Genomic DNA, 26,961 nt, shown 5'->3' on the forward strand with positions numbered 1-26,961 from the left:
TTAATAAAACAAAAAGATTAACAGAATTAATTGTTAATCTTTTTGTCCTACTTTAAACAAATTTTTTTATTTTTGAAAACGTTGCTTCCTTTTGAAAGACAGGTTGTTTATATAACAAAAATATCGTTACAATATCAGAAGTTATTAAAGAAAGTTTAGGTAAAGATTATGAATATCAACATAAAATTATAAATTTCAAAAATTATGGTAGCAACTCATCGAGAACAAGAACCTTAGTCATTGGTGTTCACAAGAAATTAGCTGATAAAATTGATGTCGAGAAACTTTTTCCTAAATATCAGGACGAAAAAACACTTTATCAAGTTATTGGTGATATGAAAACCTTAAAATGAGGCGAATATGATGACGATGATTTTTTTCATAGCTTCCGAACTTATAAACACCATATGCAATCATGGATACAAAATATCAAATCAGGACAATCAGCATTTGATAATTTAGAAGATATAAATAAGCCACATAAAATTATTAATGGTAAAATAATAATAAATAAAAATAAAAATGGTGATAAGTATAAAAGACAAAGTTTTGATAAGGTTGCTCCATGTATTCATACTAGAAACGATCAACTAGCAAGTCAAAATACAATTCATCCGAATCAAAATAGAGTATTTTCTATTAGAGAGTTAATGAAAATGATGACAATACCAAATGATTTTAAATGAACTAATATCCCTCTGTCACAGTTGAATAAGTTATCTTATGATGAAAAAGTTGCTTTTTCAAAAAAGAATGAAATGAATATAAGACATTGTATCGGTGAATCAGTTCCTACTGTAATCTTTGAACAAATTGCTAAGAATATTAAGAAAGAGTTTTTTGATGAAGAAAAGTTTAAATAAACAACAAATAAAACAAATTATAGAAGAAAACGAGTTAATAAACCATCAGAATTTAATTAAATTTATTAAAGATAACAAACAAAAATATGATTTCAATAGTTTATCTAGAATAATTGAATTATCTAATAGTAAGCGTAATCATTATGCAGCATTTTATACACCACAAATAATTTTAGGGCAAATATATTCACAATTACCCGAATTTACAAAGAAAGAAATTAATATTTTAGAACCTGCAGTGGGTTCAGGTAATTTTTTACCTATTTTATTTAGAAAATATCAAAATAATATTGTGAATTTAACAATTATTGATATAAATAATGAATCATTAGAACTTTTAAAGATTCTTTATGAAAACAATATACCTGAAAATTTTAAGATTAAATATGTAAATGATGATTATTTAATGTTAAAATTAAATAAAAAATTTGATTTATTTATTGGAAATCCACCGTTTACCAAAATAAATAAAATTAAAAAAGTTGAATATCAAAATTTACATCAATATTCAGAAAATTTAAAAAATTTAGCAGGATTATTTTTAGAAAAATCTTTATTAGAAGCCGAGAACATTTCACTGATAATGCCAAAAAATTTATTAAATACACCAGAATATCAAGAAACACGTAACTTATTAGTTAATTTTAATATTTCATCAATTATAGATTTTGGCGAAAAAGGATTTGATGATATTTTAATCGAAACTATTAATATAACAATTTCAAAATGTATTATAGATAGAATTTATATTAAATCATTACCCAAAAAACAAGAAAATTATCAATTCAGGGACTATATTTTCTCTAAGGAATTGCCATACTGAGTTATTTATCGTGATGAATTTTTTGATTTTGTGTATAAAAAAATGGAATTTGATATTTTTAAGGTATTTAGAGACCGTCAAATTACTAATTCAATACTCATTAATAACAAACAAAATACAATAAGAGTCTTGAAGTCTAAAAACATCGATGATAGTGGAAAAAGTATCAGCGAAATAGAAAATTATGATTCTTACATCCTGGATGTTGTTACAAAAAAATTAGATGTCTATAAATATCTTGATTATGAAAATGCTTATTTAACACCTAATATGACTTATAAACCTAGGCTAATATCAAAACCAAAAGGTTATCTAACAAACGGATCAGTAGCAATATTAATACCTAAGAATAATTTAAAGTTAAATGACAAACAAAAAGAATATATTTCGACTGATGAGTTTAGAAAGTTCTATCATATTGCACGAAATTATCAAACTCGTTCAATAAACATTGATTCTTCAAGTGTTTTTTGATTCGGGAAGAACAAGGAGTTGAATTAGATGTATAAATTATTAAGCGATTTCTTCGATGATAAGAATTATGATTTAAGAATTTCAAAAAATTCTAGATGAATTGATCAAAAGTGTACATATGATGTTTTGTCAATAGTTTCTGATTGTATTTTAGAATATATCAATAATAAAATGGATACATTTAAAGTAAAAGACATTTGATTTAATGAATATACAGTTATAAATGTTTCAAATCTATTTACCAAACCAAATCCATCGAATAAATCATCAAGAGAATACGATAAATATTTTGGACAACCTATTAATTTACTTGTATATGCAGGAGTTTTAAAACAAAACAAAGTAAATAATGTAAGACACTTTAAGGTAACTAATAAAGAAATTTTAGAATATATTGCATTAAGACCAATGAATGCTCTAAACTTTTTATGTGAGTATATCAAAAAGGTTTTAAAAGATACTGATATATATCATTATTTTGTGAATTTTTTAAACAACACCAATGCTTATACCTTTAAATATTAAATGAACATTTAACAAATTTTTATAAACAAAATACAAAAATTAAGGGGACATTAGAAATTTATAGAATTTTTACTAAAATTATAAATCCACTTTCATTTGTAAATAAATCCTTAGGAACTAAAAAAGGTTATTTGTCTAAAAATATTATTACATTAGATGATTTAACATACAATAAAACAAATTTTAGAGATCTAAAACCTAAAAATATGTCTAGAAATGACTATGTACAAGTTATAAATAAGAAAAATTAATGAGACAACATATCGAAAATACTTAATCGATAAAGCAAAAAAAGCAATAAAAATGTTGAATCAAAAATATAATAACAATAAAAGTGAAATTATAGGATTAACGGATAATAACGATGCAACACAAGTGCATCATATCTTTCCACAGTCTAAATTTCCACAAATAGCAGATTATTTAGAAAATTTAATTGCACTAACACCAAATCAACATTTCTTAACGGCACATCCGAATAATAGCACACATTATATTGATGTAAATTTTCAATATTTAGCATTAGTCGCTAAGACATTTACAATTAAAAGTGATATCGAATCTGGAAATGAAAACTATTCATTTAGTAAATTTATTAATGTATTGAGATGCGGGTTAAATACAGAAGAGTTCGATGATATAGAAAACAAAGATTTTTTCATAATTATAGAAAAAATTGATTTAATATATTCACAATTTGGAAATGATAATCAATATAAGGAAGAAATTAGGATAAATAAACAAAGGATATTTAATTAAATTAAGGAAAATATGACACAAAAACAAAATTTTGAATACAAATTAACAAACGGATATAATATGAAACCAATACTACCGAAAAAACCTATTACATTTGATAGGTTTGAAGAAGATTATGGAATACATCCTGTTATTTTCTTTTACAGCGATCTAACAGGTTCATTTTACTATCTTAAATCTAGAAGTGCATATAATAAAAAACAAATCCAAAGAAAACCGTATGAATATGAAGTTTTAATTAAAAAGTCAGGCAATGGATTGCTATATAATGACAGTTATATAGATACAACACAAATTTATAAATTAAATATTGCAAAGGAAGATTTATACAAGGTTTTTGAAAAGGATTCTGTCTTATTTTTAGATACTGAATATTTTAATATAGATGATATTGATGAAATTTATTCACAGTTATATCGTAATTTAAAAAATAATCCTCCGTTTGTTTTGATAAGTCAGATATATTTTTATGATGAAGAAGTTAAATCAAGAACACTTTATAGCCATCAAAATTTTCTTGATATGGAATTAAATGTATATAAATCAAAAAGTAATATTTCAGTTGAACAAATTATACAAAAACAAGAGTTATATAATGAAATTATAAATTATCGTAACAACAATTATGATATTCTGTTTGAACTTAAGGAACTATCAAAAGGTTGTGATTTAGAATTAACTGATATTCATAATGAAATTAATTTTTTTAATGAATATAAAAATAAGATTTCAAGTGAATTTTCAAGTTTTATTACAGATAATAAATTTGATTTTAATAAATATTATTCAAGCCAACTTGAACAAATATATTTAGGTTTAAAAGCAAATTTAGACGTTAAAAAATATACAAAAAATATTTTTAATGGTTTTCAAATGCAACAGATAAGACTTGGTTTACAAAAAGATTATATATTAGATAAGGTATATTTATATATAGATCCAAAATACGATTGAAAACAAATGCAAGAGATAAGAAAAAGACTAGAGTTATCGTTGGATGTGAAATTATACCTAGATTCAAAATTATCATATTATCAAATGCAACAAATTAGAAATACATTACTCGAAGATAAAAAGAAAGTTATTAGCGATGATGTAAAAGAAAAAGGACTAGATAGTGAATATATGAACGAGTTGAATATACCATATTTTGATGCGATTTTGGATGAAGTTCACAAACGAAAACACATTACATCTGAGAGCAGTAGTCACAGAGAAATTGTAAACATCAAACATAAGGTCGCTAAAGTAGATGAAATAAATTCACAGTTACATTTATTTAATGAGCAGCAACAAGAACAAATCAAACTAGGTTTACAAGTAGATATCAATGTATATTCATATTTGGACCCAAAATTATCAGTCAATCAGATGCAAGAGATAAGATATCATTTACTAGAAGAAAATGTATATCAAATGAATTTAGATTTAAAAGAAATCGGTATATATAGTCAATACTTTTATTATACATATAAAAATGTTTTCAATCAATTTAATGAATTAAAAGAGTTATATAGTGATGAAAAATCAGATGCAAAAGAGAAGGCGATGTAAGTGTGATATGTTATATCAGATAAATGCATACTGTCAAATAAAATGAAGTCACTAATCATAAAGAATATTATATGACCTTATAGGCACTATTTTGTGGGTATAAAAAGTTGTCTACACAAAGTGTATAGACAACTTTTATAACTCTGAATTAGAATTTGGTAGTTTTTCAAAATGATTTTCTAATTTATCAAAGATAAATGTATCAATATTTGAGTTTTTATCTTTTTTGATGGCTTTATAGTATCCATATACATCGAATAAATATCATTTTTTATCTTCTTGATTATAAAATTCTACTCAGTATGTAAGTTTCTTAGAATCTGTATTTATTTTATATCCTAAAACAGATTGAGTTTTATATATTTTATTTAAAAATAAGAGTTTAGCGAATAAATCAGCTAATGAATATTGTGATGTTTTAGATTCTGCAAAACTTTTATCGATTAGTTTGTAAATATTATCCAAATCAAATTTAACAACTTCAAAGTTTAAAAAGTCATTAATAGTTTTTGTCGCTTGTGCCTTTGTAGTAGCATTAAGATCAGGATTTCGCAATGCTTCAGATGCTTTTTTAACAGTCGGCAGAGTTTTTTCAAAATAATCTATAACGATTTTATAAACATCAACATTTTTATTGGTATTTTTCACAAACGATTCTGCTGCTTTTAATGCAGAAATTTTTTCATCCAACTTCTTTGTGTCATTATCATTTTGAAGTTGTTTGATTTCTTGTTGTAGTTTTTCAATATTCTCTTGCGTTTTTTTAATTGTTTCAAGAGTTTCGGGTAAGGTATTAATGTATGAATGATAAGTTTTATAATAAAGCATATCAATGTGATTTTGGATAAATTCTTTTGGTTTTGATAAAAATTCACTTTGTTCTGCTTCACTGAGTTTTTCAGTAAAGACTTTATATTCATCGTTTTTATTTTCTTTTGTATCAGATGTTGCAGATGGTGAAATTCCAAAAATTAAGTAAGTAGGACCAAATCCACGAGTAATTCCGTGAATTTCATCTTCCAAGTTTGCAGGAAGTGATTCATCAGTTTCAATGCGATAATTAGGATATAATTTATAAAACACATTTCAAATGTTTTTTAAAGTATTTTTTGCATCTATTTTAGTATAATCAATTTTTGAATCAAGAATCTTATTTTTTTGTAGAGTTAAATTAACTAAATTAGTATCAATGGTGTTTCCTCGGATGTTATTTGCAAAATCAATTTTAAATGAAATGTCAGCACTATTATAAGTTAAAAGTTTATTCACTGGTTTAAATGCTTCTAGTTGTTCCTTGTTAGCATAATCGACATAATTTATCCCAACTGCTAATGGAGTATCTTTGATGAAGTTATATACAATGCTTTTAACTTTATCTTCGGTAATAACTTTATTAAAATCATCAATTTGATAATATTCAATTTTGCTTAATGATTGATATAAAGTTAAAATTTGTTTTTCTAAATCGATATCATCCCCTGCTTCATTTGTTCCATATTTGTGGACTAATATTTGTGCAACAGAACGTTTTCCGTTGATTTTATGATATGCATCTAGTTTCTCTAAGATTTGTTTTTGTTTTGTGTGAATATCATTTAACAAAATGATATTTGAATTAATTAAGTCTTGTCCTTGTCGCTGGTATTTATGTTTTTTATTATATTGATCAAAGTTGTATTGCATCAAAAGAATACTATTTGCTAAAAAGTTGATATTATCTTGGTTAAATGCAACACCTTTACCTGCTGTTGTAATAATTGTTGGTAGGCTTGTTTTTAAAAACGAGTTATTAATAGAGACATTTAAATTTTGATATCTGATGTCTACATCTGAATATGTATATGCTAGTCAGTTTGCTGTATATAAATTATTTTCAAATTTTACTAATGCAGGAATTTTTTTGTCAGCAACTCTTTGTTTGATATTAAATCCGTTTTGTTGGACTCAATCCTTAGCATACTGAATTGTTTTATCACCTTGGTATAAACAGGACACGGCTGTTAAAGGAACGACACTCGAAGATAAGGTTGTAAAAAGGAGATATTTAATTTTTTTGTTCATATTAACTAAACATTTCTGAGTATTTTCAAGATTTAAAACCAGCATATGAAATAATTACACCGATGATAAATACCACACAAGAAAATGCTAAACCTCCTATAGAATATGCTTTAGAAAACTGAAATGCATCTATGATGCTCCGATCTAGTTCGACTTTTTTGTTTAATTCAATGGTATAACCTAATTGGTGGATAAAAATTGATAATCCGATGATTGCTATCAAGGCCAATGCAGTAATAATTGTTCAAATAATAATTCTGCGTTTATATGTTCTCATTTTTATCCTTTAATAGTTGAACCTTGTCTGCTGATTGCATTCATAATTCTTTTTCTAAGTAATAAATAAATAATAAACATTGGCAAGATTACAAAGATAGCAGCTGCCATTTTAATATTTTGGAGCGGAACACCAGCACTGTTATCATCGCTAAAGTCCATACCAGCATTAAATAATCAAACTGATAGCAGTTGCAATGAATTACGATCTGAAACTAAAATTGATGGTCACAAGTAAGCATTTCAAGAAGCAAGAGCGGTTAAGATAACAATAGTTAAAGTAGTAGGCATTACCATCGGAAAGGCAATTTTAAACATATATTTTATCCCACCTGCTCCATCAATTAATGATACTTCTTTAATGCGTCCCGGAATTGCTTCAAATGAGTTTTTATACATAACAGTATTAAAGATGCTAGATACAAACGGAAGAGCAATGGCAAATAATAAACCAGTATGATTAGCACGCATATTAGTACGAAATACCACGATATATTGTCCAGATAATAAGGCAACTTCAGGTAGCACTAATAAAGCAAGTGCTAAGAATCAAACCAAACCTTTTCCACGTCACTTTTTAAGAGCAAAAGCATAACCCATTAAAAAGGTAATAAATACTTTTAAAACAACCGATATAATAACATTTAATGCAGTAAAACCTAATGAATTTCAATAACCAGTTGCTAATGCACGATGGTAGGTATTTGCAACAACTTTTGACCAAGCAACAGTATCACCTATACCTTTGGTCCCTTGATAATATGTATTTCCTTCGGCAAAATCAGAAACAAATCGAAAATTAGTACTTAGGTTTGCTACTTCATCATCGGTCATTAATGAAATTGAAATCATAAAGAAAAATGGGAATAATATTAGAACACCAAAAAAACATAACACTAATAACTTTAAAACCGATGAAAGAATAGCTGATGCAGGATTGCTGTCGATTACTTGGGTGGTAACTCTTTCTTGGTTGCGACGGATTTTTCTATGTATTAGAAGTTGTTGAATTTTTAACTTTAACTCAAACATTTCTTTCTCCTAAATTATTTAATGATAATTGCACCATAAAAAATCCTCCACGAATAATAGATGAAAAACTTACACCAATGATAAATAACAAGATAGCTGCAGCACCTGCATTATGAAATTGTGCACTTTTAGTCATTAAATATACATATAACATTAAGGTTCCACCACCGTATGAAAAGGCATCGGTTGGGTTATTATTGAATAAAGCAAGCGGAAAGACTTTTAAACCTCCGATGATACCTAAGGTGATTATAAAGTTAATAGTCCCTTTAATTGATGGTAAAGTAATGCTAAAGAATTGTTTGATCCCACCACATCCATCGATAGAAGCTGATTTATAAAGATTTTTATCTACTCCAAGCATAGCAGTTGTGAAAATAAGGATGTTAAATGCTAATCCACCTCAAATCCCGTTAATAAACATTGCAATCAATGCATTGAATGTATATGGATCGGATGTGTTTAATCATGCACGAGTGGAACCGGTAATTTTATTTAATATCCCTGCTGGAGCAAAGAATTGGATAAATACCAATGATACTGCAACAGCATTAGTGATATATGGCATAAAGAATACAGTTTGTCATATTCCACGTGCATATTTACGATGTAGTTTTGCAATGATTGAAGAAATAATTAGTGAAAAGGACATCACAAATGGTAGCACGACTAAACCATATATAAATGAGTTTCTTACCCCAGTAGCAAAACGCGCATCTTTAAACACATATTCATAATTCTTTCATGTTCCTTCACCGCTTTCGGTTGTAAAAGATTGATAAATATTAATTCCCATCGGAACTAATGTAAACATTAAAATGAGTAAAAATCCAGGGAGTAGTAAAAGTAATGGGATATATAAAGGGGTACGACGTTCTAAAATTGAATGTGATAAAACAACTTTCTTTTGTGATTGTTTTTTTAGTGACCAATTAAGTAAAAACCCCATATGAATCGAGATAAAAGAGTGCAACTTACGAATTAGATATTTCATATTCTAATCTTTCTTCGGAAACTGCATCAAAGATATGCAATTTTGAAATAGGTAAATCAAAATAAATATTATCCCCGATTCGATATTCTAAATCATTATCTAATAAAAAGTTAATTCTTCCGATGTTATTAACTTCAACTATTAATTTACTTTCTTTTCCGAAGTTCTCTTGCACGATAACTTTACCTTTAAACATCGCTTCTTCGTTGTTTTTAATAATAAAGTCTTCTGAACGAACCCCGATGTTTAAGCTCGGATTTGATGCATTTTTTATAAGTACATTTTCAAGTAACTTACCAGCAACATATACTTTATCATCCTTATATTCTGAAGGGAATAATCCCATTTCCGGCATCCCTAAAAAACGAGCAACAAATTGGTTTTTAGGTTTATTATATAACTGCATTGGTGTTCCAAATTGTTGCACTCTTGCAGTTGACATACAAACGATAATATCCGAAATTGACATTGCTTCTTCTTGATCATGGGTAACAAATACAGTAGTAATTCCGAGCGATTGTTGAATTTCCCGAATTCACTGACGGGTTGAAATCCGCAGTTTTGCATCAAGGTTAGAAAGAGGTTCATCCATTAATAATATTTCAGGTTTTTTAACAATTGCACGGGCAATTGAAACCCGTTGTTGTTGACCACCAGATAAACGAGTCGGCTTTTTTTGTAAAATAGGAACTATTTCAACACGTTTTGCTACTTCCATAACTTCATTATGAATTGCTTTACGTAGTGGGATTACATATTTTGTTCATTCTTTTACTTTTTGACGATCGCTTTCGTTTAGAATGTGGGGAATAATTTTCTTATGTTCTTGTTTTATTTTATTGTCTAAATCATATCTTTTACTTAACTCTTTAACTTGGTTAATGAAGTGTTTTTGAGCAACATATGGTAATCTCTCACTATCATCTTTAAGTTGTTTAAAACTAAGATCTTCGGATTTTGCTAACTTATATTCTCTTTTTGCAGCTAAATAAATTTCTTTGGTTCTTGCTTTTTCTTCGGCATATTTAGCATATATTTCTTTACGTTTTAAAATATATTTATAGCGAGTGATTAAATGCAACAATTTTTTTTCTACTGAAACAATTTTTAATCGCTCATTTAATTCTAGATGGTCAAGGTTTTCAGAAACTAAATTTGCAACTGCTTGCTGTAGTAATTCTAAATGAGCAGGGATGTCGTCGGGTTTTAGTGGTATAAAATGTAGCAGTTTAAGATCCATATTAGATAAAATTTCTGCTTTTTTAAGGTCTTCTAATAAGTTGTTACTTTTTTGAGATAGGTATTTGTCTTTAATTTCTTGTTTTTTGGTTTTAGTATCAAGATCAACATGTTTATTAGTTTTCAAGACATTCTTAGTTAAAAGTGAAATTTCAGATGTCTCATGTGAAACAGCAAGTTTATAATCAGTATGAGCTTTTTCAAGATTTTCAATCATACGAGCATATGCTTCGTTGAATTTGTGCTGTAAATTATAAGATAAAAGTAATCAGTCATCAAAAGCTTGTCTTAATGAATTTGTTTCATTTTTACTTGCACCAAGCGCATTTAGATATAAAATTCTAATTTCATTTTGTGCTTGTTGCTTTTTTAACATTGTACGAAACTGTCAATCATAATCATTTTTTAATGGAAAAGCAATGTTAGCATAAACACTTAAATGTGGATATAAAGCATAGTTTTGAAAGACAAATCCGATTTTGCGACGTTGTGGAGTAAAATCGGTAACATCTTTTCCTTTAAATAAAATTTTTCCTGATGTTACTGTTAATAAACCAGCAATAGCGTTTAATGTAGTAGTTTTCCCAGAACCAGATGGACCTAATAAAGTCACTAATTTACCATCTGGGATTTTAAAACTAACATTATCAACAGCTAAGGTTTCACCAAAGTCGATATTTAAGTTTTTCAATTCAATTGCAGGAACTGAATCGAGGTTTTTTTCTTGAAATTCATCTCGGTATTTCTGAATTTTGATTAAATCTGAATCGGTGATATTAATAGACTGAGTTTTAAATTTGTGAATTAACTTCTTCAGTAATAACATAAATTCCTTTCGTTATTTTTGATTAGTATATGTTTTAACTTTATTAGATGCATCACCAGGTTCACTTGAATAAAATGGAGCATATGAATTAGGTCGTTTGCTTAAATATACATATAATGAAACTTGATCAGGGGTGTCAAAATATTTAAAGAATCCATTTTGTTCTGTTACAGCTTGGTCAGCTGCTTGTGCCATCTTAGGATAAATGTTATATATAAAGTCATCCGTTTTTGCTTGTTTAAAATCAACATTTCAAGCCGCTTCTGAAAGTGGAAGGGTTAAACCGGCACGAATGATTTCAACACCATAACTATATTTATATTTACTGTAATCATTTGTAGATTGATTTGAATCATCGCTACCAAAGATAATATCTGCTACATTTCTGCCATATGTATCTTTTCCGCTTGGAAAAGCAACTAAAACATCATCTTTATATTTATTGAAAATTTTCTCAGCAAATTCAGTTGACTTATAAGCAAAATGTGATTCAAAAGGACTTGCAGTTTTATAATTTCTTCCACCACCTATTCCTTTTTCAGGAGTATCAATTCCACGTAATCTTATTTTATATTGCTCGCCTATTTTAAATTCAGCATTACCTATTGTTTTAGTTTCTAGTGGCTCAATGGTAAATGTATCACCATCTGAATCGGAAACAAGTTTAGCACGTAATATTTTATTTTTAAAGCGTTCTTGATTAAAATTTATTCCTAATGGGACAAAGTTTTTTTCATCTGTATCAACTTTCATATCCTTAATAGGGACATCAAAACTAAATGGTTTTTCAATATTAACTACAGATACTCAATCAACAGGATGATTTTGATAAAACATTTGATATCCTAAGGTTATTTTGTCTTTTATGCTTTTAGAATCTCATTGCGATAGAGGATTATTTTGTCCAGGTTCTTTCAGTTTGTCATCTAAATTAAGTGATACACTAGCATATAAAAACTTAAATACAACATATTTATCAAAAAACTTCATACGAACTAGTTTTGGATAACTACTCTTAGCATCATCGATTCTTAATACAGCTTTTTGTGGTTGTAAAAAAGTCAAATGGATTTGTTGTTTAAATTGATTTTGTATTGATGATGCAATTTTTTCTTTTATCTTATCAATATCATTATAAAATGAAGTTCTTTTTAATGTATTGTTTAGAACTTCTGGTGTGGTTGTGATGTTATAATGATAGTCTTTTTTATCTTCTGTAAAAATAAGTGGATATTTTGAAACAGAAGCATCAACTTTATATTCAAGTATAGGGAGTTTTTCGTCATTAGCTGGATCATATTTAGAACAAGCTACTGCAGCAACTAAACTACTTGCTGATAAAGTTGGTAAAGCAATCACTTTTATTAATTTAGTAAACTTAGACATATTTTCCTTTCATTAAAATATAATTTGCCTAAGCAAATTATATTTATAATATTAACTTACTCCGATTGTGATAGCATCAATAAATTTGGTGAAATTGAATTTTTCTTGATTTGGATTATTGAAATTGTATTGATCAATGGTTTGTTTTCATGCATTTTTGATTTGTTCTCTAAATGTATCAGAGAATGTTCCGGCAGGTTCTTCAAATGTATGGATTTCATCTGGTTTATTAATTGCTTCTTTTGCTTCCGCTAACACAACTTGAAGATATTTATTTGTACCACTCTTAGTTTTAGCAAATTTATCAGGATCTAAATTAACTAAGTCATTTGTTCCTGAAATATAAGACATTCCTTGTTCTAAGGTTCTTAAAGGTGTGTTTGTAATAGTATTTTTATCAACTTTAAAGTCAAAGGTTTTTGTAGTAGTAATCAATCATTTTACAAAAGCACGAGTTGCATCTTCATCAATATCATTTGATTTAACACCCATCAATGAAGGTCCTTGAAGGTATAAAACATTTTTATCGGTTGACTTTGCAGATCATTTTTTAGGTGTTGGTAGAGCAAATAATTCATCTTCGGAAAGAACATCAGTAGCATTTAATTTACGTTTGTGCAATCCAACTTCATTTAAAGCATTAGTAAATTTATTGTCTGTATCATCAATATTTTTTTCATAATCTTCATATTCTTTTGTATCCATTTTTAGAACATCTTTTAATATTACGAACGCAAATGAATCACCTGATGAATTCTTCATATCAATAATTTCAACTTTAGAATCTGTTTTATCTTTTAACATATCTTTAGCTTTTTGGATAAAATTAGTATTTTTTGGATTATCTTTTAATGAAACAATATAACCTAAGTTTTTACCACTTGTTTTAAGATTTTCAATTTTAGTTTTATTTGCATCATCAGCAGGAAGTAAATCATATTTTCCGATTGAAATATCATTACCTTTATCATCTTTTGGTATAGAAGATCATACAAAATTTTTAAAACCACCATAAACAGCTAGAATATTTGATTTGTATTTATTATATAATTCTTCAATTGCAGATGTACTTCCATCTCTATTTTTCTTGAATGTAGGATTTTGGATAAAAGTAAAGGTGTTAGATTTTGATGGTTCAAATGAGAAGTTACCACTTTTATCATCAATTTCAGTTGCACCATCATTTTTAATATCTTTATAATTTTTTGAATATCCTGCAGTTGAACCGATTGAAAAGGCAATTTTATGTTTAATTTGATCAGTTGATGAATATTGTCCGCCCGGAAAACCATAAATTGCTTTGGTTTTAAATCCCTCAGTAAATTTATCTCAAATTTGTTGTGATACAGTATATGCATCACTACCTTTGCTTTTTAAAGCGTTATATTGAATTACGGTTTTATCATTTTGACGAATCGCTGTTGAAATCATTTTTGAGTAATCAGCACCTAAGCTAGAAAATAATGCTGAATCATAAACTCCAACCATATCATCGATTCCGAAAACATGTAATGATGTATCATTTGTCTTTGCTGAGTTTGTAAATAAACTTTGCATAGTTTTTGAGAAATTAATAATTCCTGTGTATGTTCCGAATAAATAATCCTTAGTTATAGTTTTATTTGGATCTAAATATCCTGCATTTTTCAGGATATCTTGTACATTGGCAACAGGAGCTCCTCAAATTGCTGTAACGCTATTGCGATCAGCATATGATTTATCAATAATGTCATTGAATTCATCACTAATTTTTACACCCTTAGCTTTCATTTCATCTAAAAAGTATCCTAAAACAGGTGCATTAATTGATAAAACATTTGAACTTTTGAATAATGGAAGAATGTATGTTCCTGGTTTGGTAATATTTTCAGTTGTATAGTTTGCATTAACGAAACTTTTAGCAAAATCATCTAAATCAGTATTTAAAGATTTATCTTGTGAATTGAAATTTAATAATAAATTTTCTCCATTGCTGTTTAAAACTGAAGCAATTACAGGATAACCGATTAATAAATTATAATAATCTTGTTGTTCTTCTTTTTTTAATCCGTGTATAGCTGCAATTTGTTTTCCAACATTTTGCACCCCGTCTGGATAACTGTTTCCATAGTTATCTACCTTAACTATTTCAGCAGCAGCAGAGATTCCTAATTCATTTAGTTTTGCTTCTTTTTGTTCGTCGGTTGCGTTTTTATTATCATTTACGAATTTTTGATATTTGCTAACTAAATCATTATATACATCAACAATAGCTCTAATTGTATTACCTTGAACACCACTTTGAGAAAAGGTAATTCCTAATTTAATATATCTATTCCCGTTGGAATCTTTCTTTTCTTTTTGACCATGACTTCTATTGTTTTTATCATTTTGAGCATTTTGAATCCGATCTTCTTGTGTCGCAGTTTCTAAGTCGCTTTTGATAACTAATGAACCTGGGTTACCTGGATTTCCTGGTGTAGTCGCACTACCTCCACCAGTATTATTTCCTTCACCACTTGAAGATTTACCACCTCCACATGCAGCAGCAAGTGCTACTGTGGTGCTACCCACTAAACCTGATAAGGTTAGTAAATATTTTTTTAACTTCTTTGACATATTATGTATATCTCCTAAATTATTTATTTATGTTATATAGAGCAGAAATTTTATTTCTGTATAAATTATATATTATTTTCTATAGTAAGTTTTAATATGCTTATTTTATAAGGTTATTTAATAATCTTTTGCTAAGAAGTGAAAATTCATTTCATATTTTTTTCATAAGTAACAAAAAGAACCAATATGGTTCTAACGATTTATTGACAATTGATAAATAACATTAACAGCCTTGGACATCTTTGATAAAGTTTGTAGTTCTTTAGCAAACTCAGGATTTTTAATGAATTTATCAAATTCGTTAAAATTGCTTCAACGTTCAATTACTAAAATTTTATCATCTGCTTGTATTCCGTATTCAAAAGATAAATTAGTTTCTTGCATACGTGTTTTTTGTGTAAAAACATATAAATAATCAATAAAACCCTTCATTTTTTCAGGATTAATTATATATTGTGTAGCTTTTGTGTAAATCATTTAGTTTCCTTTTTTGATGCGATTAAATAAAATAAAATGTGATTTAGGGATGATGTTATCAAATTTATGAAAATTAATTATTTGTTGAAAATCAAAACCAGATATGCATAAAGCTTCTGCAACTTCTGCAACTTTTTTAGGTAGTAAAATAGATAAATATGTTGAAACAGCATAAATTCCATTTAATAATACTAATAAAATATCTTCCAATCTGATTAAATCATTTGTCAGTGTTCAAGGTTTAGTTACATCAATATATTTGTTTAAATTATCTGATAAATTTGTTGCAATTGCAAATGCTTTATGGATTTGATAGCGATCAAATTCATAACAAAAACTTTCTTTTGATTCTTTAATTTGTTCAAGCATTTGTAAGTCTTCGTTTAAATATTCATTTGTTTTTAAAGGTCTGTTAAAACTATTTGAAATCATCTTTAAGGTGCGTGATACTAAATTACCATAATTATTTATTAATTGTGAATTAATAACATCAATAAAACGATCTTCATCAAAGATTAAATCTTCACCTAAGGCAAATTGTGAAATAAAGAAATATTTAATCATTTCAGGATGGTATTTAGAGACTAAATCAAAGGGATCTATTACATTGCCTTTTGATTTAGACATCTTTCCTTGTGATGTAACAATTCAACCGTGTGCCTGGATGCGATTTGGTTGTTTGATGTTTAATGCTTTCAAAAAGATAGGTCAATAAATCATATGAAAACGCGAAATTTCTTTACCTAAAATATGTACAACTTCAGAGTTTTCGTTGTTTCAATATTTATTAAAATCACCTGGTTTATCAATATCATTTATATCAAAATCTAATGCACTAATGTAATTACATAAAGCATCTAATCATACATATAAAGTATGATTAGTATCTTCGTTGATTTTAATCCCTCAGTTAATATTAGTTCTTGTTACTGATAAATCTTCTAAACCTTTGTTAATAAAGTTAACTAACATCTCATGTTCTGTTTTTTTAGGGAATAAAAGGTCTGGATTATTATTAATATATTCTTTGAGTCAATTTTCAAATAGTTTCATTTTAAAAAAGTAACTATCTTCACTTACTTTTGTAAGTACATGTCCTGAAGCTGGATGATAAAGTTTTCCATCTTTTTTAATTGCTTGTGCTTCGGTTAAAAACTCTTCATCTGAAATTGAATATCATCCTTGATATTTACCTTTATAAATATATCCTTGCTTTAAAAAATAACTAAAAATATCTTTAACTATTTGTTTATGTTTTGTAGATGTGGTTCTTGAAAAATAATCATAATTAATATCAAAAACTTCTCACATATTTTTAAATTTACTTACAACTTGATCCACAAATTGCTGGGGTGCTAAATTATGTTGCTGTGCAATTTGTTGTATTTTTTGTCCGTGTTCATCAGAACCAGTGAGCATTTTGACATCATAACCTTGACTTTTTTTATAATTTGTAATCGCTCAAGCAAGTGTGGTAGTAAATAAATGTCCAATGTGTAAGTTTCCGCTTGCATAATAAATAGGAGTAGTAATATAAAAAGTTTTTTTCATCTTATTCCTTATTTAATTTTATAGGTTTATACAGTTGTTTTATTTGTGGTAGATAATCATGATTATTTAAATCTTTTGCATCGTGAAGATATAAATTAGGTAAAAAGTGTGAACCTCAGCCGGCTTGATATCGCGCTTCAATTAAAACAAATTTTGCTTTATCTTGCAACCTCGGATGCACAAATTGAATGCGTTTAGGTTCGAAATTGTATTTACGCAATAATTCAAATGCATCGATGCAACGTTCTACTGGTAAAACTAGTGATAAAAATCCTTTTTGTTCTATTATTTTTGAGCAACCTAAGATTAATTCATCTAAATTAAGTGTAATTTCGTGGGTTGCAATCAATTTTGCTTTTGATATATCTTGCCTAATTTTGGATGCATCAAAACGATAAAAAGGTGGGTTGCAAAAAATTATTTGATATTTTTTTTGATTTTGTTGATTAAATTGCTTTCAGTATAAATTAAAATCAGCATTAATCACATTTATTTGTTTATCAAGTTTGTTCAAAGTTACATTAAATTTTGCTAGCTGTATTGCTTGTTGCTGTATTTCAATTGCATCAATATATAGTTTTTCACTGCGTGCTGCGATAAAAATTGATAAGGCAGCATTATTAGTTCCAATTTCTAGAGCATTTGTAAAATGATTTGATAAAAACACAAAATTACCCAGTAAAATTGTATCAACTGAGTAATTAAACATCGTTTTGTCTTGATAAACATATAAATCACTATCAAAACCTAAAGAGTTTTTGATTCAGTTTTGTTTTGGTAATTTATTTTCTAATTCGTTCATGATGGAATTTTTTCTTAACATATTCAGTATATAAATCAGCAAGGCAGCAATCTATTTTACCTTCAACTAAATCGACATCTAAAACAACAATATCGACATAATCACCAATAGCAAAGGTGCGTTTTTTTGAAATTAATTTAGTAAGGTTTTCGTTAGGTTCATAAATATCATCGATTAATGTAGTTTTGTGAACTAAACCAGATGCCATAAAGTCAAATTCCACAAAGAAACCAAAATTAAGAACACTAACAATTTGGACTTTAAAAGTTTGTCCAACTTTGTTTTTTAAAAATTCTGCAAATTTTAAATCATTAACACTGCGTTCGATTTGAACTGCCTTTTGTTCAGAACGAGTATTTAGATCGCCGAATATACTGATTTGATGTTTATATTCAGCAAGATTCTTTTTATTTTTATTGATAATAAAGTCACGAATGATGCGATGGATTACTAAATCTGGGTAACGACGAATTGGACTGGTGAAATGACAATAGAACTTTGATGCTAGTCCGAAATGTCCGATGTTGTCTGGTGAATAAACTGCCTTTTGCATTGTACGTAAAAATAGTAATTTAATAAAATCATCATTGCGCATTTGCTTTACATGATTTACAAAATCAGCAAATTTATTTGGTTTAATACTAGTATTTGAATTGATTGCTTCACTGCTTATATTAATTGCGTTCAATGAGTTTGATAATAATGTTAATTTTTCAGCATCGGGAGCCTCATGAACACGGTATAAAACAGGTAATTTATGATCAAATAAGAATTTAGCAACTGTTTCGTTGGCTCTAACCATAAAGTCTTCAATTAGCACCTCAGAAAAACCACGATCATTGATTAAAACTTCTTTAACAGTTCCATCATCGTTAAGTTTAATTTTCGGTTCGGGAAGTTCAAAGTCAACATAACCTTGTTTAATTTTATATTCATGTAAAATTAAACTCAGTTCCTTTGCATCATTTAACATCTGTTTTAGTTGTGATACTTGCTTTGGATCGCATTCTTCATTAATTAAACCACTTTGGTAATACTTATCAACTTGTTTATAGGTTAAGCGAAACTTGCTTTCTATGATTCCTTGAATAATTTTTGTTGAAACGTTATTCCCATCCTTATCAATTTCCATTTCACAACCCATAACAAAACGTCGAACATTTGGATTAAGAGAACAAATTCCGTTTGATAATTCAATAGGAAGCATCGGTATAACACGATCCGGTAGATAAATACTAGTCCCACGTTTTAGTGCTTCATGATCAATTGCGCTACCAGATTTAACATAATAGGAAACATCTGCAATATATACACCTAAAAAGTAATTTCCATTATCTAATTTTTTAACATAAATTGAATCATCGAAGTCTTTGGTATCATCACCATCGATGGTAACAATCATTTTATCAGTTAAATCAACACGATTTTTTAAATCTTCATTGTCTATTATTTGTGGGATGTTTGCAACTTCTGAAGTCATTGCATCTGGGAAATTTGAAGGGGCTTTAATATGCTCGAGGTATGATTTAACATACACCATCGGGTCAGCTTCATTGCTAATTACTTTAATAATTTTAATTGAAACGGTTTTTCCATCATATTTAATAATTTTTGCAACTACTAAATCATTAAATTTTGTTTCAACATTTGATTCGATAATATTTCAAGTTACATTTTTCATCCGAGTTTCAACAGGGATAAAATAAGTTGAATAATTTTTATGTTTTATAAAACCAATGACTTCTTTGTTACCACGTTCTAAAACTTTTACAACTACACCAGAGTTCAATTGGTTTTTATCTTCATACGGGTTTGAATAAACATACACAAAAACCTTGTCGTTATTCATTGCTCCATTGAAATTAAAGTTTTTAATAAAAACACGATCCTTAGTTTTATTTATTTCATCAATGTTATAGTCAACAAAACCAAATTGACCTTTAGCATTGACATTTAAAATACCTTCAATTTTATCAACTAAAACTGGTGCATAATATTCATCGTTAACATTTTTAAATAACTTATATTCTCGTTGTAATAAAGATAATAAACTTGTTAGTTCACGATTGTTTTTAGGCAGAATCCGAAAACGTCTTGCTATATCTAAAAAACTTCTTGATTTAACAGACTGGATGTATTTTAAAACTTCTTCTTTATTCATAATTTAACGAACAAAAACCCTTAATAAAATTGCAATTACAAATAATAAAATTCCTAATACAATCATAGTATATTTTAAGGTTTTTTTAACTCCCCTTTCTTTTGAAATTTTAAATAAATCAAGGTCTCCAGAACCAACTAATGCACCTGAAAAACCATTTGAATCAGGTGACATTAAAAAGGAGACAATTAAGATTACAAAAGATATAATAATTAAAATTACTGTTAATGCTATCATAATTTCCTTACTTATAAGTTTTATTATTATATATTATTCTATTTTTTTCTTAATATTTTGATTATAAATATCATAATTTATTAATTTTGTTTTACAACTCATCATATGCTATGTATTTTCATTTTTATAAAGATATAATATAATTAAAATTATGCAAAAAAAATGAAAATATAAATTTTTATCATTGTTATCAACCATTGCTACTACCACAACATTAATAGCAGCAGCTTGTTCACCTAAGCAACAAGTCAGCAGCTCTGAAAATGTTGTAGATAAAGAAGCAGAGAACAAAGAAAACGAGATAAAAATCCAAAATCAACGAATAGAAACTTTGCAAAAAGTACATAACTATGCTTTTAATTTAGTCATCCCACAGATTATTACACAGGTAACAAAAAGTGCTAATGATTTATTAAATAACAAAGATAAACAGAAGCAATTCACAGAGAATCCTGAATTAAAAAACCAAATTACACAATTAACTAAATACGATGACTTGCTTAATGGTTTTAATGATATTAATAAGAAACTTTTAGAAGCAAACTTTTATCAACATAAGCCATACTATAATTTCACAGCGAAAATTACTAATATAGGTCGTATAATTTTTCAAAATCGTATATATATAATTTCACAAATACTTCAAACCAACCATGAAGATGCAGAGAAAATAACTGATTATGTAAAAAAATATAGCGAAATATATGCACTTTTGAATTTTACAGCTCGTTTATATTGATCGGAAAGTGTTTTAAATGTTTTGTCTAACGTTAAACAAATCGATCAAAATAAAATAACTGATATCCAAAAAGAATCTATCAATTTTCACAGTCAAATTGATGATATTTTAAAACAAATCCAGGAAACTAACTATTTAGAAAATAAAGAAATAATTACAAAAGTCGAAGATTTAACAAAAAAACTAAATGATACATTTTTAAAACTTAATGAGTTTTGAAAAACTTATTTACAATTAGAACATAAAAAGCAAATATGAAGTTTTGCTATCGGTAAATATAAAGATACTAAATTGGAGATAGAAAATCAAATCATAGATAATTATGAACCTTTATCTAGTTATATTGATAAATTAAGCAAGAATAAAGACAAGGATGAAAAAGAGAAGAATGCAAACGAAACAAGAATTCAGCAGCTTAAAAACCTTCAAGAAAAACTTTTAAAAGAAGGTAATACACCAGAAACAGATGTCAGAAATGATGTTGATTATCAATTCTTTTTACCTGTAAATGCTACTTTTAAGTATCGCGATAATCAATATCCAGCTAATTTATTTTTAACTGTATATTCAAAGGATAATACTGGTAAATTTAGGTTAAATGACTTTGATTTGGATGATAATACTACAAATTTATCTACACTTATTCCTGATGATGTAAAACATTTTGCTAAACTTACCCTATCCCATAATGATTTTGTTAACTTATATGCTTCATACTTTAATGTAAGAGAAATGTTTCTTAATCCAGAAGATGAGCAAGCATTACAACCATATAAACTAGCTTTAATCAATTTATTTACAGTAAATTCAGTAAATTATGATAAAGCAGACAATGTATTAAAACTAGGTTTATTAAATGAATTTGATAACGGTAATTATAATTATAATGCTGACAGTTTTGAAGGCAGCATCCCAGGATTATTCTCAAATTTTGCATTATTTTTCAATAAAGATAGTTTTATAGAAGATTCTAATGTTGATTTATTCTTCCAAATTTCAGATGATTTATATAATTATCTAGATGCTTTAAATAAAAAGCAGAATGCAAATAAGCAACCAAATGAATCGGAATTAAAAGAAAATATATTCAAAATTGAAATTCAATATCAATAAAAGTCCCTAAATTAGGGACTTTTATGATTGATTTAGTTTATTAAATTTCTTAGCAAGTTCAACTGCTTTATCTTTAGCTGGATTATCCATTGATAAAGCTTGTAAAATAGGGATTCCAGTAACTATACCGTTAATTAATCCAATTGCTAAACCTGATTTACCTTCAAGTAATAATTCCACTGCTTTAATTCCCATCACAGATGATAAAACACGTTCAGCAGCAGTCGGTTTACCCCCGCGTTGGATGTGATTCAGTGGATTAATGCGAGTTTCCCATTTGGTTGCTTGCTGAATTAATGAACGCAGTAAATTTAAATCATATTTTTTCTCTGAAATTACAATCATAATGCTGCGACGTCATGATTGTTTTGATAACTCTAGTGCTTTTTCAACAATTTCTTCGTTAGAAAGATTTAATTCAGCGGTTGCAATGATTTCAGCACCAGTAGCTAAACCAGAATATAAAGTTAAATCACCACAACCATTTCCCATTACTTCAACTAACATAATGCGTTTATGACTTTGTGCTGTATCACGAATGCGATCAATAGCTTCTACCACGGTGTTTAATGCGGTATCATAACCGATGGTTACATCGCTTGAAGCGATATCATTATCAATTGTACCTGGTAAACCTATAGTTTTTACACCTAATTCGTGTAATAACTGAGCACCTTTATAACTTCCATCTCCACCGATAACAACTAATGCTTCGATACCAAGTTCTTTTAGGTTTTTTACAGCAACTAAACGAGTTTTTTCATCTTTAAACTCTGGATAACGGGCTGAAAAAATGCATGTTCCACCTTGATTGATATAGTTGTCTAAATTAACTTTTTCTGATGGAATTATTTCATTATTGCATAAACCTTTATATCCTTCAAATACTAAATAACTTTGGATTCCGTTTGCTTTTGCAGTTTTTACAATTGCTCTTAATGCATTATTCATTCCAGGTGCGTCACCACCAGAAGTTAATATAGCAATTTTCTTCATTATTCTCCTATCTTACAATATCAAGTAAGTTTTTTAATAAACAAACTACAGTAACAGGTCCTACTCCACCCGGAACAGGGGTAATGGCTGAAACTTTATCCTTTACAGATTCAAAGTCTACATCACCTGCTAAAGTATCGCTAAGTTGACTATCTAAATTAGTTCCTACATCGATTACGATCGCACCTTCTTTAACATTCATTGCTTTAACATACTTAGCAACACCGATAGCAACAATTATAATATCACCACTTTCCACACCCTTTAAACCAGTGCGTTCGTTATAGGTGGCTACATCTGCACCCATACGCTTGATAATATGAGCAATAGGTTTACCAACCACTTTACTACGTCCTACAACACACACTTTTTTACCTTTAACATCAATATTATGATACTCCATTAATTCTAAGACAGCCCTTGCGGTAGCTGGAACAAAATGCTTAGTAGGAATATCGTTATAAAGTGTAAATTCATTTTTTGCACTAAGTCCATCAACATCTTTTTCGTGTGGGACCGCATCTAATATCACTTGCTGGGGTATATGTGCAGGCAAAGGTAGTTGGATGATAACTCCGGTAGATTTTTCATTTATAATATCAAGTTTCTTAAGCAGTAGCTTTTGTGTAATGGTTTCAGGGAATTTATATAATGTTCCTTTTAAACCAATTTCTTCACATTTTTTTAATTTAGCTGCTACATATTTATTTGATGCTGGATTATCTCCAACCTGCACAATTGATAAATTCGGTTTATCTTCATCATCAAGTTGTGCAACTTCTGCTTTTAATTTTAAAAGTTCTGCCTGGGCTAATTCTTTTCCACTTAGTATTTTCATTTAAGCTCCTTTTGGTATTTTTCTAGGTCTTGTGAATATTTTTGTAACTTAATTCGTTCTGCTTCAACTTTTTCAGCAGGTGCAGAAGTAACAAATTTTTGGTTTGAAAGCATATTTTTAGCTCGCTGTATTTCAAATTCAGTATCCTTAATTTTCTTCAACAGGTCTGCTTTATTTTTTTCTTTTAAAGCTGCATCTACTTTAATATAAAGGTTTTTACCTTGAATAGAAATAAGAAAATCATTATTTTCTGAAACTAGTGCATTAGCTAATTTATTAATCATTTCAATAGCATTTTTAGGTAAATTGCTTTGATAATCGTAATATATAACATCTTTTTTAGAGATTTTATTATCATCACGGAAGCGACGAATAGCGGTAGTTATTTCGATGACTTCATCAATATATTCAATGCCTTTTTTGATTTTCAAAATAGGCCATTTTGCTTCTAAAAGCTCTGTATTATAGATATTTTTGTATAAATAATCGGTTAAAAAAGGTAAGAATGGGTGTAGAATAATTAATGTTTTTTGTAACACTTGCAATGCAATCTTTTTATTAGAATTAGTTTTTAAAAATTCAACATATCAACCACTTAAATCATTAAAAATATATTTGTATATTTCACTGCCGAGTACAGCAAAATCATATTTATTAACAAACTTGCTTATTTTTCTTGACAAGAATGCGAGTTTGTTAAAAATTCATTTATCAGCTGGACTTAATGATTTATCCTTTGAATCAGGAAGTTCTTTAATGTAGTTTGCTATATTTCATAATTTATTATTTACTCTTCATGCGGCTTCAACTTTTTCGCTTGAAAAACGAATGTCCATTCCGGGTGCTGTATTAGTTAGCAAAAATCAACGAAGAGCATCGGATCCATATTGATCAATTAATTGCATTGGATCTACTCCGTTATTAAATGATTTTGACATTTTTCGTCCATCTTCAGCACGAATTAATCCGTGAAATAGCAATTGTTTAAACGGTATTTGTTTCATGAATTCCAAACTCATAAAATACATTCTAGCAACCCAAAAGAAGATAATATCATAACCTGTAACTAATAAAGATGTAGGGTAAAATCTTTTTAATAATAGATTATTCAAATCAGGTCAGTTTAAGAAAGTAAATGGTGCTATCCCTGATGAAAATCAAGTATCAAGAACATCAGGATCTTGAATCCAATTTGGACCAGGACTGTCTATTTGGACTTTAATTTGATCTTGATAATATCAAACCGGTAATCGATGTCCTCACCAAAGCTGACGTGAAATGGTTCAATCATGCACATTTTCCATCCATTGCTTCATTGTGTCTTTAAGCCTATTCGGATAGAATTTAACTCCATTTTTGGATTTTAAATCATTTAATATATGATTTTTTAACTTATCCATTTTCACAAATCATTGTGGAAGCACCAATGTCTCAACAACTGATTTAGAACGATCAGAAACAGCAACATTTGAAATTACATCTTCTGCTTTTTCAAGCATATTTTGCTCTTTTAAGTAGTTAGCAATTGCTAAACGTGCTTGAAAACGTTCCATTTTATCAAAAGCACAACCAGGAGCATTAATAAAACCGTTTTTATCAATAGTTTCATTAATTTGTAAGTTTAACCTTGTTATTATTTCAATGTCTGCTTCAGAATGTGCAGATAATTTCATTAAACCACTTCCAAATTTTGGGTCAACATATGAATCAGCTATAATTGGAAGTATTTTCTTAGTAATCGGGTGCACAACAAACATCCCCTGATATTTTTGATAACGAATATCAGTTGGATTATAAACAACAGCAACATCGCTTAGCAGTGTTTCAGTACGCACAGTAGCAATAATCAATGATTCATTTGAATTATAAATTGGGTATTTAATATAATACATTTTTTGTTGGGTAGGTACATTATTAACTTCAATATTTGAAAGGGCAGTTTGTAATTTTATATCCCAACTGATTGCTCGCATTCCTTTGTATAATAAACCTTTGTTATACATATCAACAAATACTTTTTGCACTGCAGCACTAACTTTTTCATCTAAGGTAAAGCGTGCATTTTGATAATCGAGAGCTAATCCCATCTTGTATCATTGTTGTTTAAATATTTCAGCATACTTATGCTTTCATTCTCAAACTCGCTTGATAAATTCATTGCGACCTAAATCGTGTCGAGTTTTACCTTCACTTTTAAAAATAACATCTTCAACCTTAGATTGAGTGGCAATTCCGGCATGATCCATACCGGGAATTCACATCACATCATAACCTTTAAGTTTTTTATAACGAATAATTGTGTCAGGAATATATGAATCAAGAGCATGCCCTAAATGTAGCATCCCGGTTACATTCGGAGGCGGAAGCAAGATTGAAAAAGGTTTTTTCTTAACATCGTGGGTAATAAAATATTTTTTATCACGTCATTTTGCTTCTATACCTTTTTCAACTAATTTATGATCATAATTTTTGTTCATAAATCCTCCTTTTAAAGAAGTTATAATAAATCTTTATATATTATAAACTATTTCATAAATTTTCTAGGGAAATGCTAAAAATAATATAAACTTATGCAACTTTGTGGAACAATAAACTAAAAGTATGTTTATTTAGTGTAAAAATATTAAAAAAAACTAC

The 26,961-nt window shown here is 28.1% G+C and carries 21 protein-coding genes; 6 read left to right on the plus strand and 15 right to left on the minus strand.

Features of this window, described 5'->3' with window-relative positions; all coding sequences use genetic code 4:
• The first annotated feature begins 68 nt into the window (after positions 1-68).
• From ACXYRO_RS02930 to ACXYRO_RS02950, 5 genes are all read left to right on the plus strand, one after another.
• Positions 69-863 carry a DNA cytosine methyltransferase gene (locus ACXYRO_RS02930; RefSeq protein WP_458614288.1) on the plus strand — a complete coding sequence of 265 codons (795 nt, stop codon included), beginning with the start codon at positions 69-71 and terminating at the stop codon, positions 861-863.
• Positions 844-2,187 (plus strand): Eco57I restriction-modification methylase domain-containing protein, encoded by a 1,344-nt coding sequence (locus ACXYRO_RS02935; RefSeq protein WP_458614259.1) that lies wholly within the window; start codon positions 844-846, stop codon positions 2,185-2,187. The genes ACXYRO_RS02930 and ACXYRO_RS02935 overlap by 20 nt, the downstream gene beginning before the upstream one ends.
• A complete protein-coding gene (locus ACXYRO_RS02940) occupies positions 2,188-2,685 on the plus strand; it encodes a hypothetical protein (protein ID WP_458614260.1) in 498 nt (165 codons plus the stop codon).
• Between the two features lie 303 nt (positions 2,686-2,988).
• Positions 2,989-3,444, plus strand: a complete 456-nt coding sequence (locus ACXYRO_RS02945) for a hypothetical protein (protein ID WP_458614261.1) — start codon at positions 2,989-2,991, stop codon at positions 3,442-3,444.
• Positions 3,445-3,456: 12 nt separating this feature from the next.
• Positions 3,457-4,998 (plus strand): Mbov_0400 family ICE element protein, encoded by a 1,542-nt coding sequence (locus ACXYRO_RS02950; protein WP_458614262.1) that lies wholly within the window; start codon positions 3,457-3,459, stop codon positions 4,996-4,998.
• A gap of 135 nt (positions 4,999-5,133) precedes the next feature.
• Here ACXYRO_RS02950 and ACXYRO_RS02955 read toward each other — a convergent pair whose 3' ends face one another.
• The 12 genes from ACXYRO_RS02955 to secG form a co-directional block, all read right to left on the minus strand.
• Complete coding sequence (locus ACXYRO_RS02955) at positions 5,134-7,059, minus strand: hypothetical protein (protein ID WP_458614263.1); 1,926 nt, start codon at positions 7,057-7,059, stop codon at positions 5,134-5,136.
• 1 nt (position 7,060) lies between these two features.
• A complete protein-coding gene (locus ACXYRO_RS02960; RefSeq protein WP_458614264.1) occupies positions 7,061-7,336 on the minus strand; it encodes a hypothetical protein in 276 nt (91 codons plus the stop codon).
• 2 nt (positions 7,337-7,338) lie between these two features.
• Positions 7,339-8,367, minus strand: a complete 1,029-nt coding sequence (locus tag ACXYRO_RS02965) for a carbohydrate ABC transporter permease (RefSeq protein WP_458614265.1) — start codon at positions 8,365-8,367, stop codon at positions 7,339-7,341.
• Positions 8,324-9,361, minus strand: a complete 1,038-nt coding sequence (locus ACXYRO_RS02970; RefSeq protein ID WP_435130539.1) for a carbohydrate ABC transporter permease — start codon at positions 9,359-9,361, stop codon at positions 8,324-8,326. The genes ACXYRO_RS02965 and ACXYRO_RS02970 overlap by 44 nt, the downstream gene beginning before the upstream one ends.
• Positions 9,342-11,426 (minus strand): ATP-binding cassette domain-containing protein, encoded by a 2,085-nt coding sequence (locus ACXYRO_RS02975; RefSeq protein ID WP_458614266.1) that lies wholly within the window; start codon positions 11,424-11,426, stop codon positions 9,342-9,344. Before ACXYRO_RS02975 ends, ACXYRO_RS02970 begins: the two co-directional genes overlap by 20 nt.
• A gap of 12 nt (positions 11,427-11,438) precedes the next feature.
• Positions 11,439-12,812 carry a thermonuclease family protein gene (locus ACXYRO_RS02980; protein WP_458614267.1) on the minus strand — a complete coding sequence of 458 codons (1,374 nt, stop codon included), beginning with the start codon at positions 12,810-12,812 and terminating at the stop codon, positions 11,439-11,441.
• A gap of 51 nt (positions 12,813-12,863) precedes the next feature.
• Positions 12,864-15,410, minus strand: coding sequence for a P68 family surface lipoprotein (locus ACXYRO_RS02985; protein ID WP_458614268.1), 2,547 nt, complete (start codon positions 15,408-15,410; stop codon positions 12,864-12,866).
• A gap of 192 nt (positions 15,411-15,602) precedes the next feature.
• Entirely contained in the window at positions 15,603-15,887 is a 285-nt protein-coding gene (locus ACXYRO_RS02990; RefSeq protein WP_458597377.1) for an antibiotic biosynthesis monooxygenase, read from the minus strand.
• On the minus strand, positions 15,888-17,438 hold the full coding sequence (metG, locus tag ACXYRO_RS02995; protein WP_458614269.1) for a methionine--tRNA ligase: 1,551 nt from the start codon (positions 17,436-17,438) through the stop codon (positions 15,888-15,890). It abuts the gene before it with no gap.
• A 1-nt stretch (position 17,439) separates the two neighbouring features.
• Complete coding sequence (locus tag ACXYRO_RS03000) at positions 17,440-18,240, minus strand: tRNA1(Val) (adenine(37)-N6)-methyltransferase (RefSeq protein ID WP_458614270.1); 801 nt, start codon at positions 18,238-18,240, stop codon at positions 17,440-17,442.
• The gene (rnr, locus tag ACXYRO_RS03005; protein WP_458614271.1) at positions 18,221-20,401 is read right to left on the minus strand and encodes a ribonuclease R; all 2,181 of its coding nucleotides are present in this window, start codon (positions 20,399-20,401) and stop codon (positions 18,221-18,223) included. The genes ACXYRO_RS03000 and rnr overlap by 20 nt, the downstream gene beginning before the upstream one ends.
• Before the next feature lie 3 nt (positions 20,402-20,404).
• Positions 20,405-20,638 (minus strand): preprotein translocase subunit SecG, encoded by a 234-nt coding sequence (gene secG / locus ACXYRO_RS03010; RefSeq protein WP_458614272.1) that lies wholly within the window; start codon positions 20,636-20,638, stop codon positions 20,405-20,407.
• A gap of 151 nt (positions 20,639-20,789) precedes the next feature.
• Between secG and ACXYRO_RS03015 the strand changes: the two genes are divergently transcribed.
• Positions 20,790-22,490 carry a hypothetical protein gene (locus ACXYRO_RS03015; RefSeq protein WP_458614273.1) on the plus strand — a complete coding sequence of 567 codons (1,701 nt, stop codon included), beginning with the start codon at positions 20,790-20,792 and terminating at the stop codon, positions 22,488-22,490.
• 21 nt (positions 22,491-22,511) lie between these two features.
• Here the strand turns inward: ACXYRO_RS03015 and pfkA are convergent, their stop codons facing one another.
• The 3 genes from pfkA to ACXYRO_RS03030 are packed head-to-tail and all read right to left on the minus strand — an operon-like array spanning position 22,512 to position 26,801.
• A complete protein-coding gene (gene pfkA / locus ACXYRO_RS03020; RefSeq protein WP_458597383.1) occupies positions 22,512-23,486 on the minus strand; it encodes a 6-phosphofructokinase in 975 nt (324 codons plus the stop codon).
• 7 nt (positions 23,487-23,493) lie between these two features.
• Positions 23,494-24,324, minus strand: coding sequence for a bifunctional 5,10-methylenetetrahydrofolate dehydrogenase/5,10-methenyltetrahydrofolate cyclohydrolase (locus ACXYRO_RS03025; RefSeq protein ID WP_458614274.1), 831 nt, complete (start codon positions 24,322-24,324; stop codon positions 23,494-23,496).
• Entirely contained in the window at positions 24,312-26,801 is a 2,490-nt protein-coding gene (locus ACXYRO_RS03030; protein ID WP_458614275.1) for a valine--tRNA ligase, read from the minus strand. The genes ACXYRO_RS03025 and ACXYRO_RS03030 overlap by 13 nt, the downstream gene beginning before the upstream one ends.
• Between the last annotated feature and the right edge of the window lie 160 nt (positions 26,802-26,961).

The sequence above is a fragment of the Mycoplasma sp. 4013 genome, assembly GCF_054353875.1.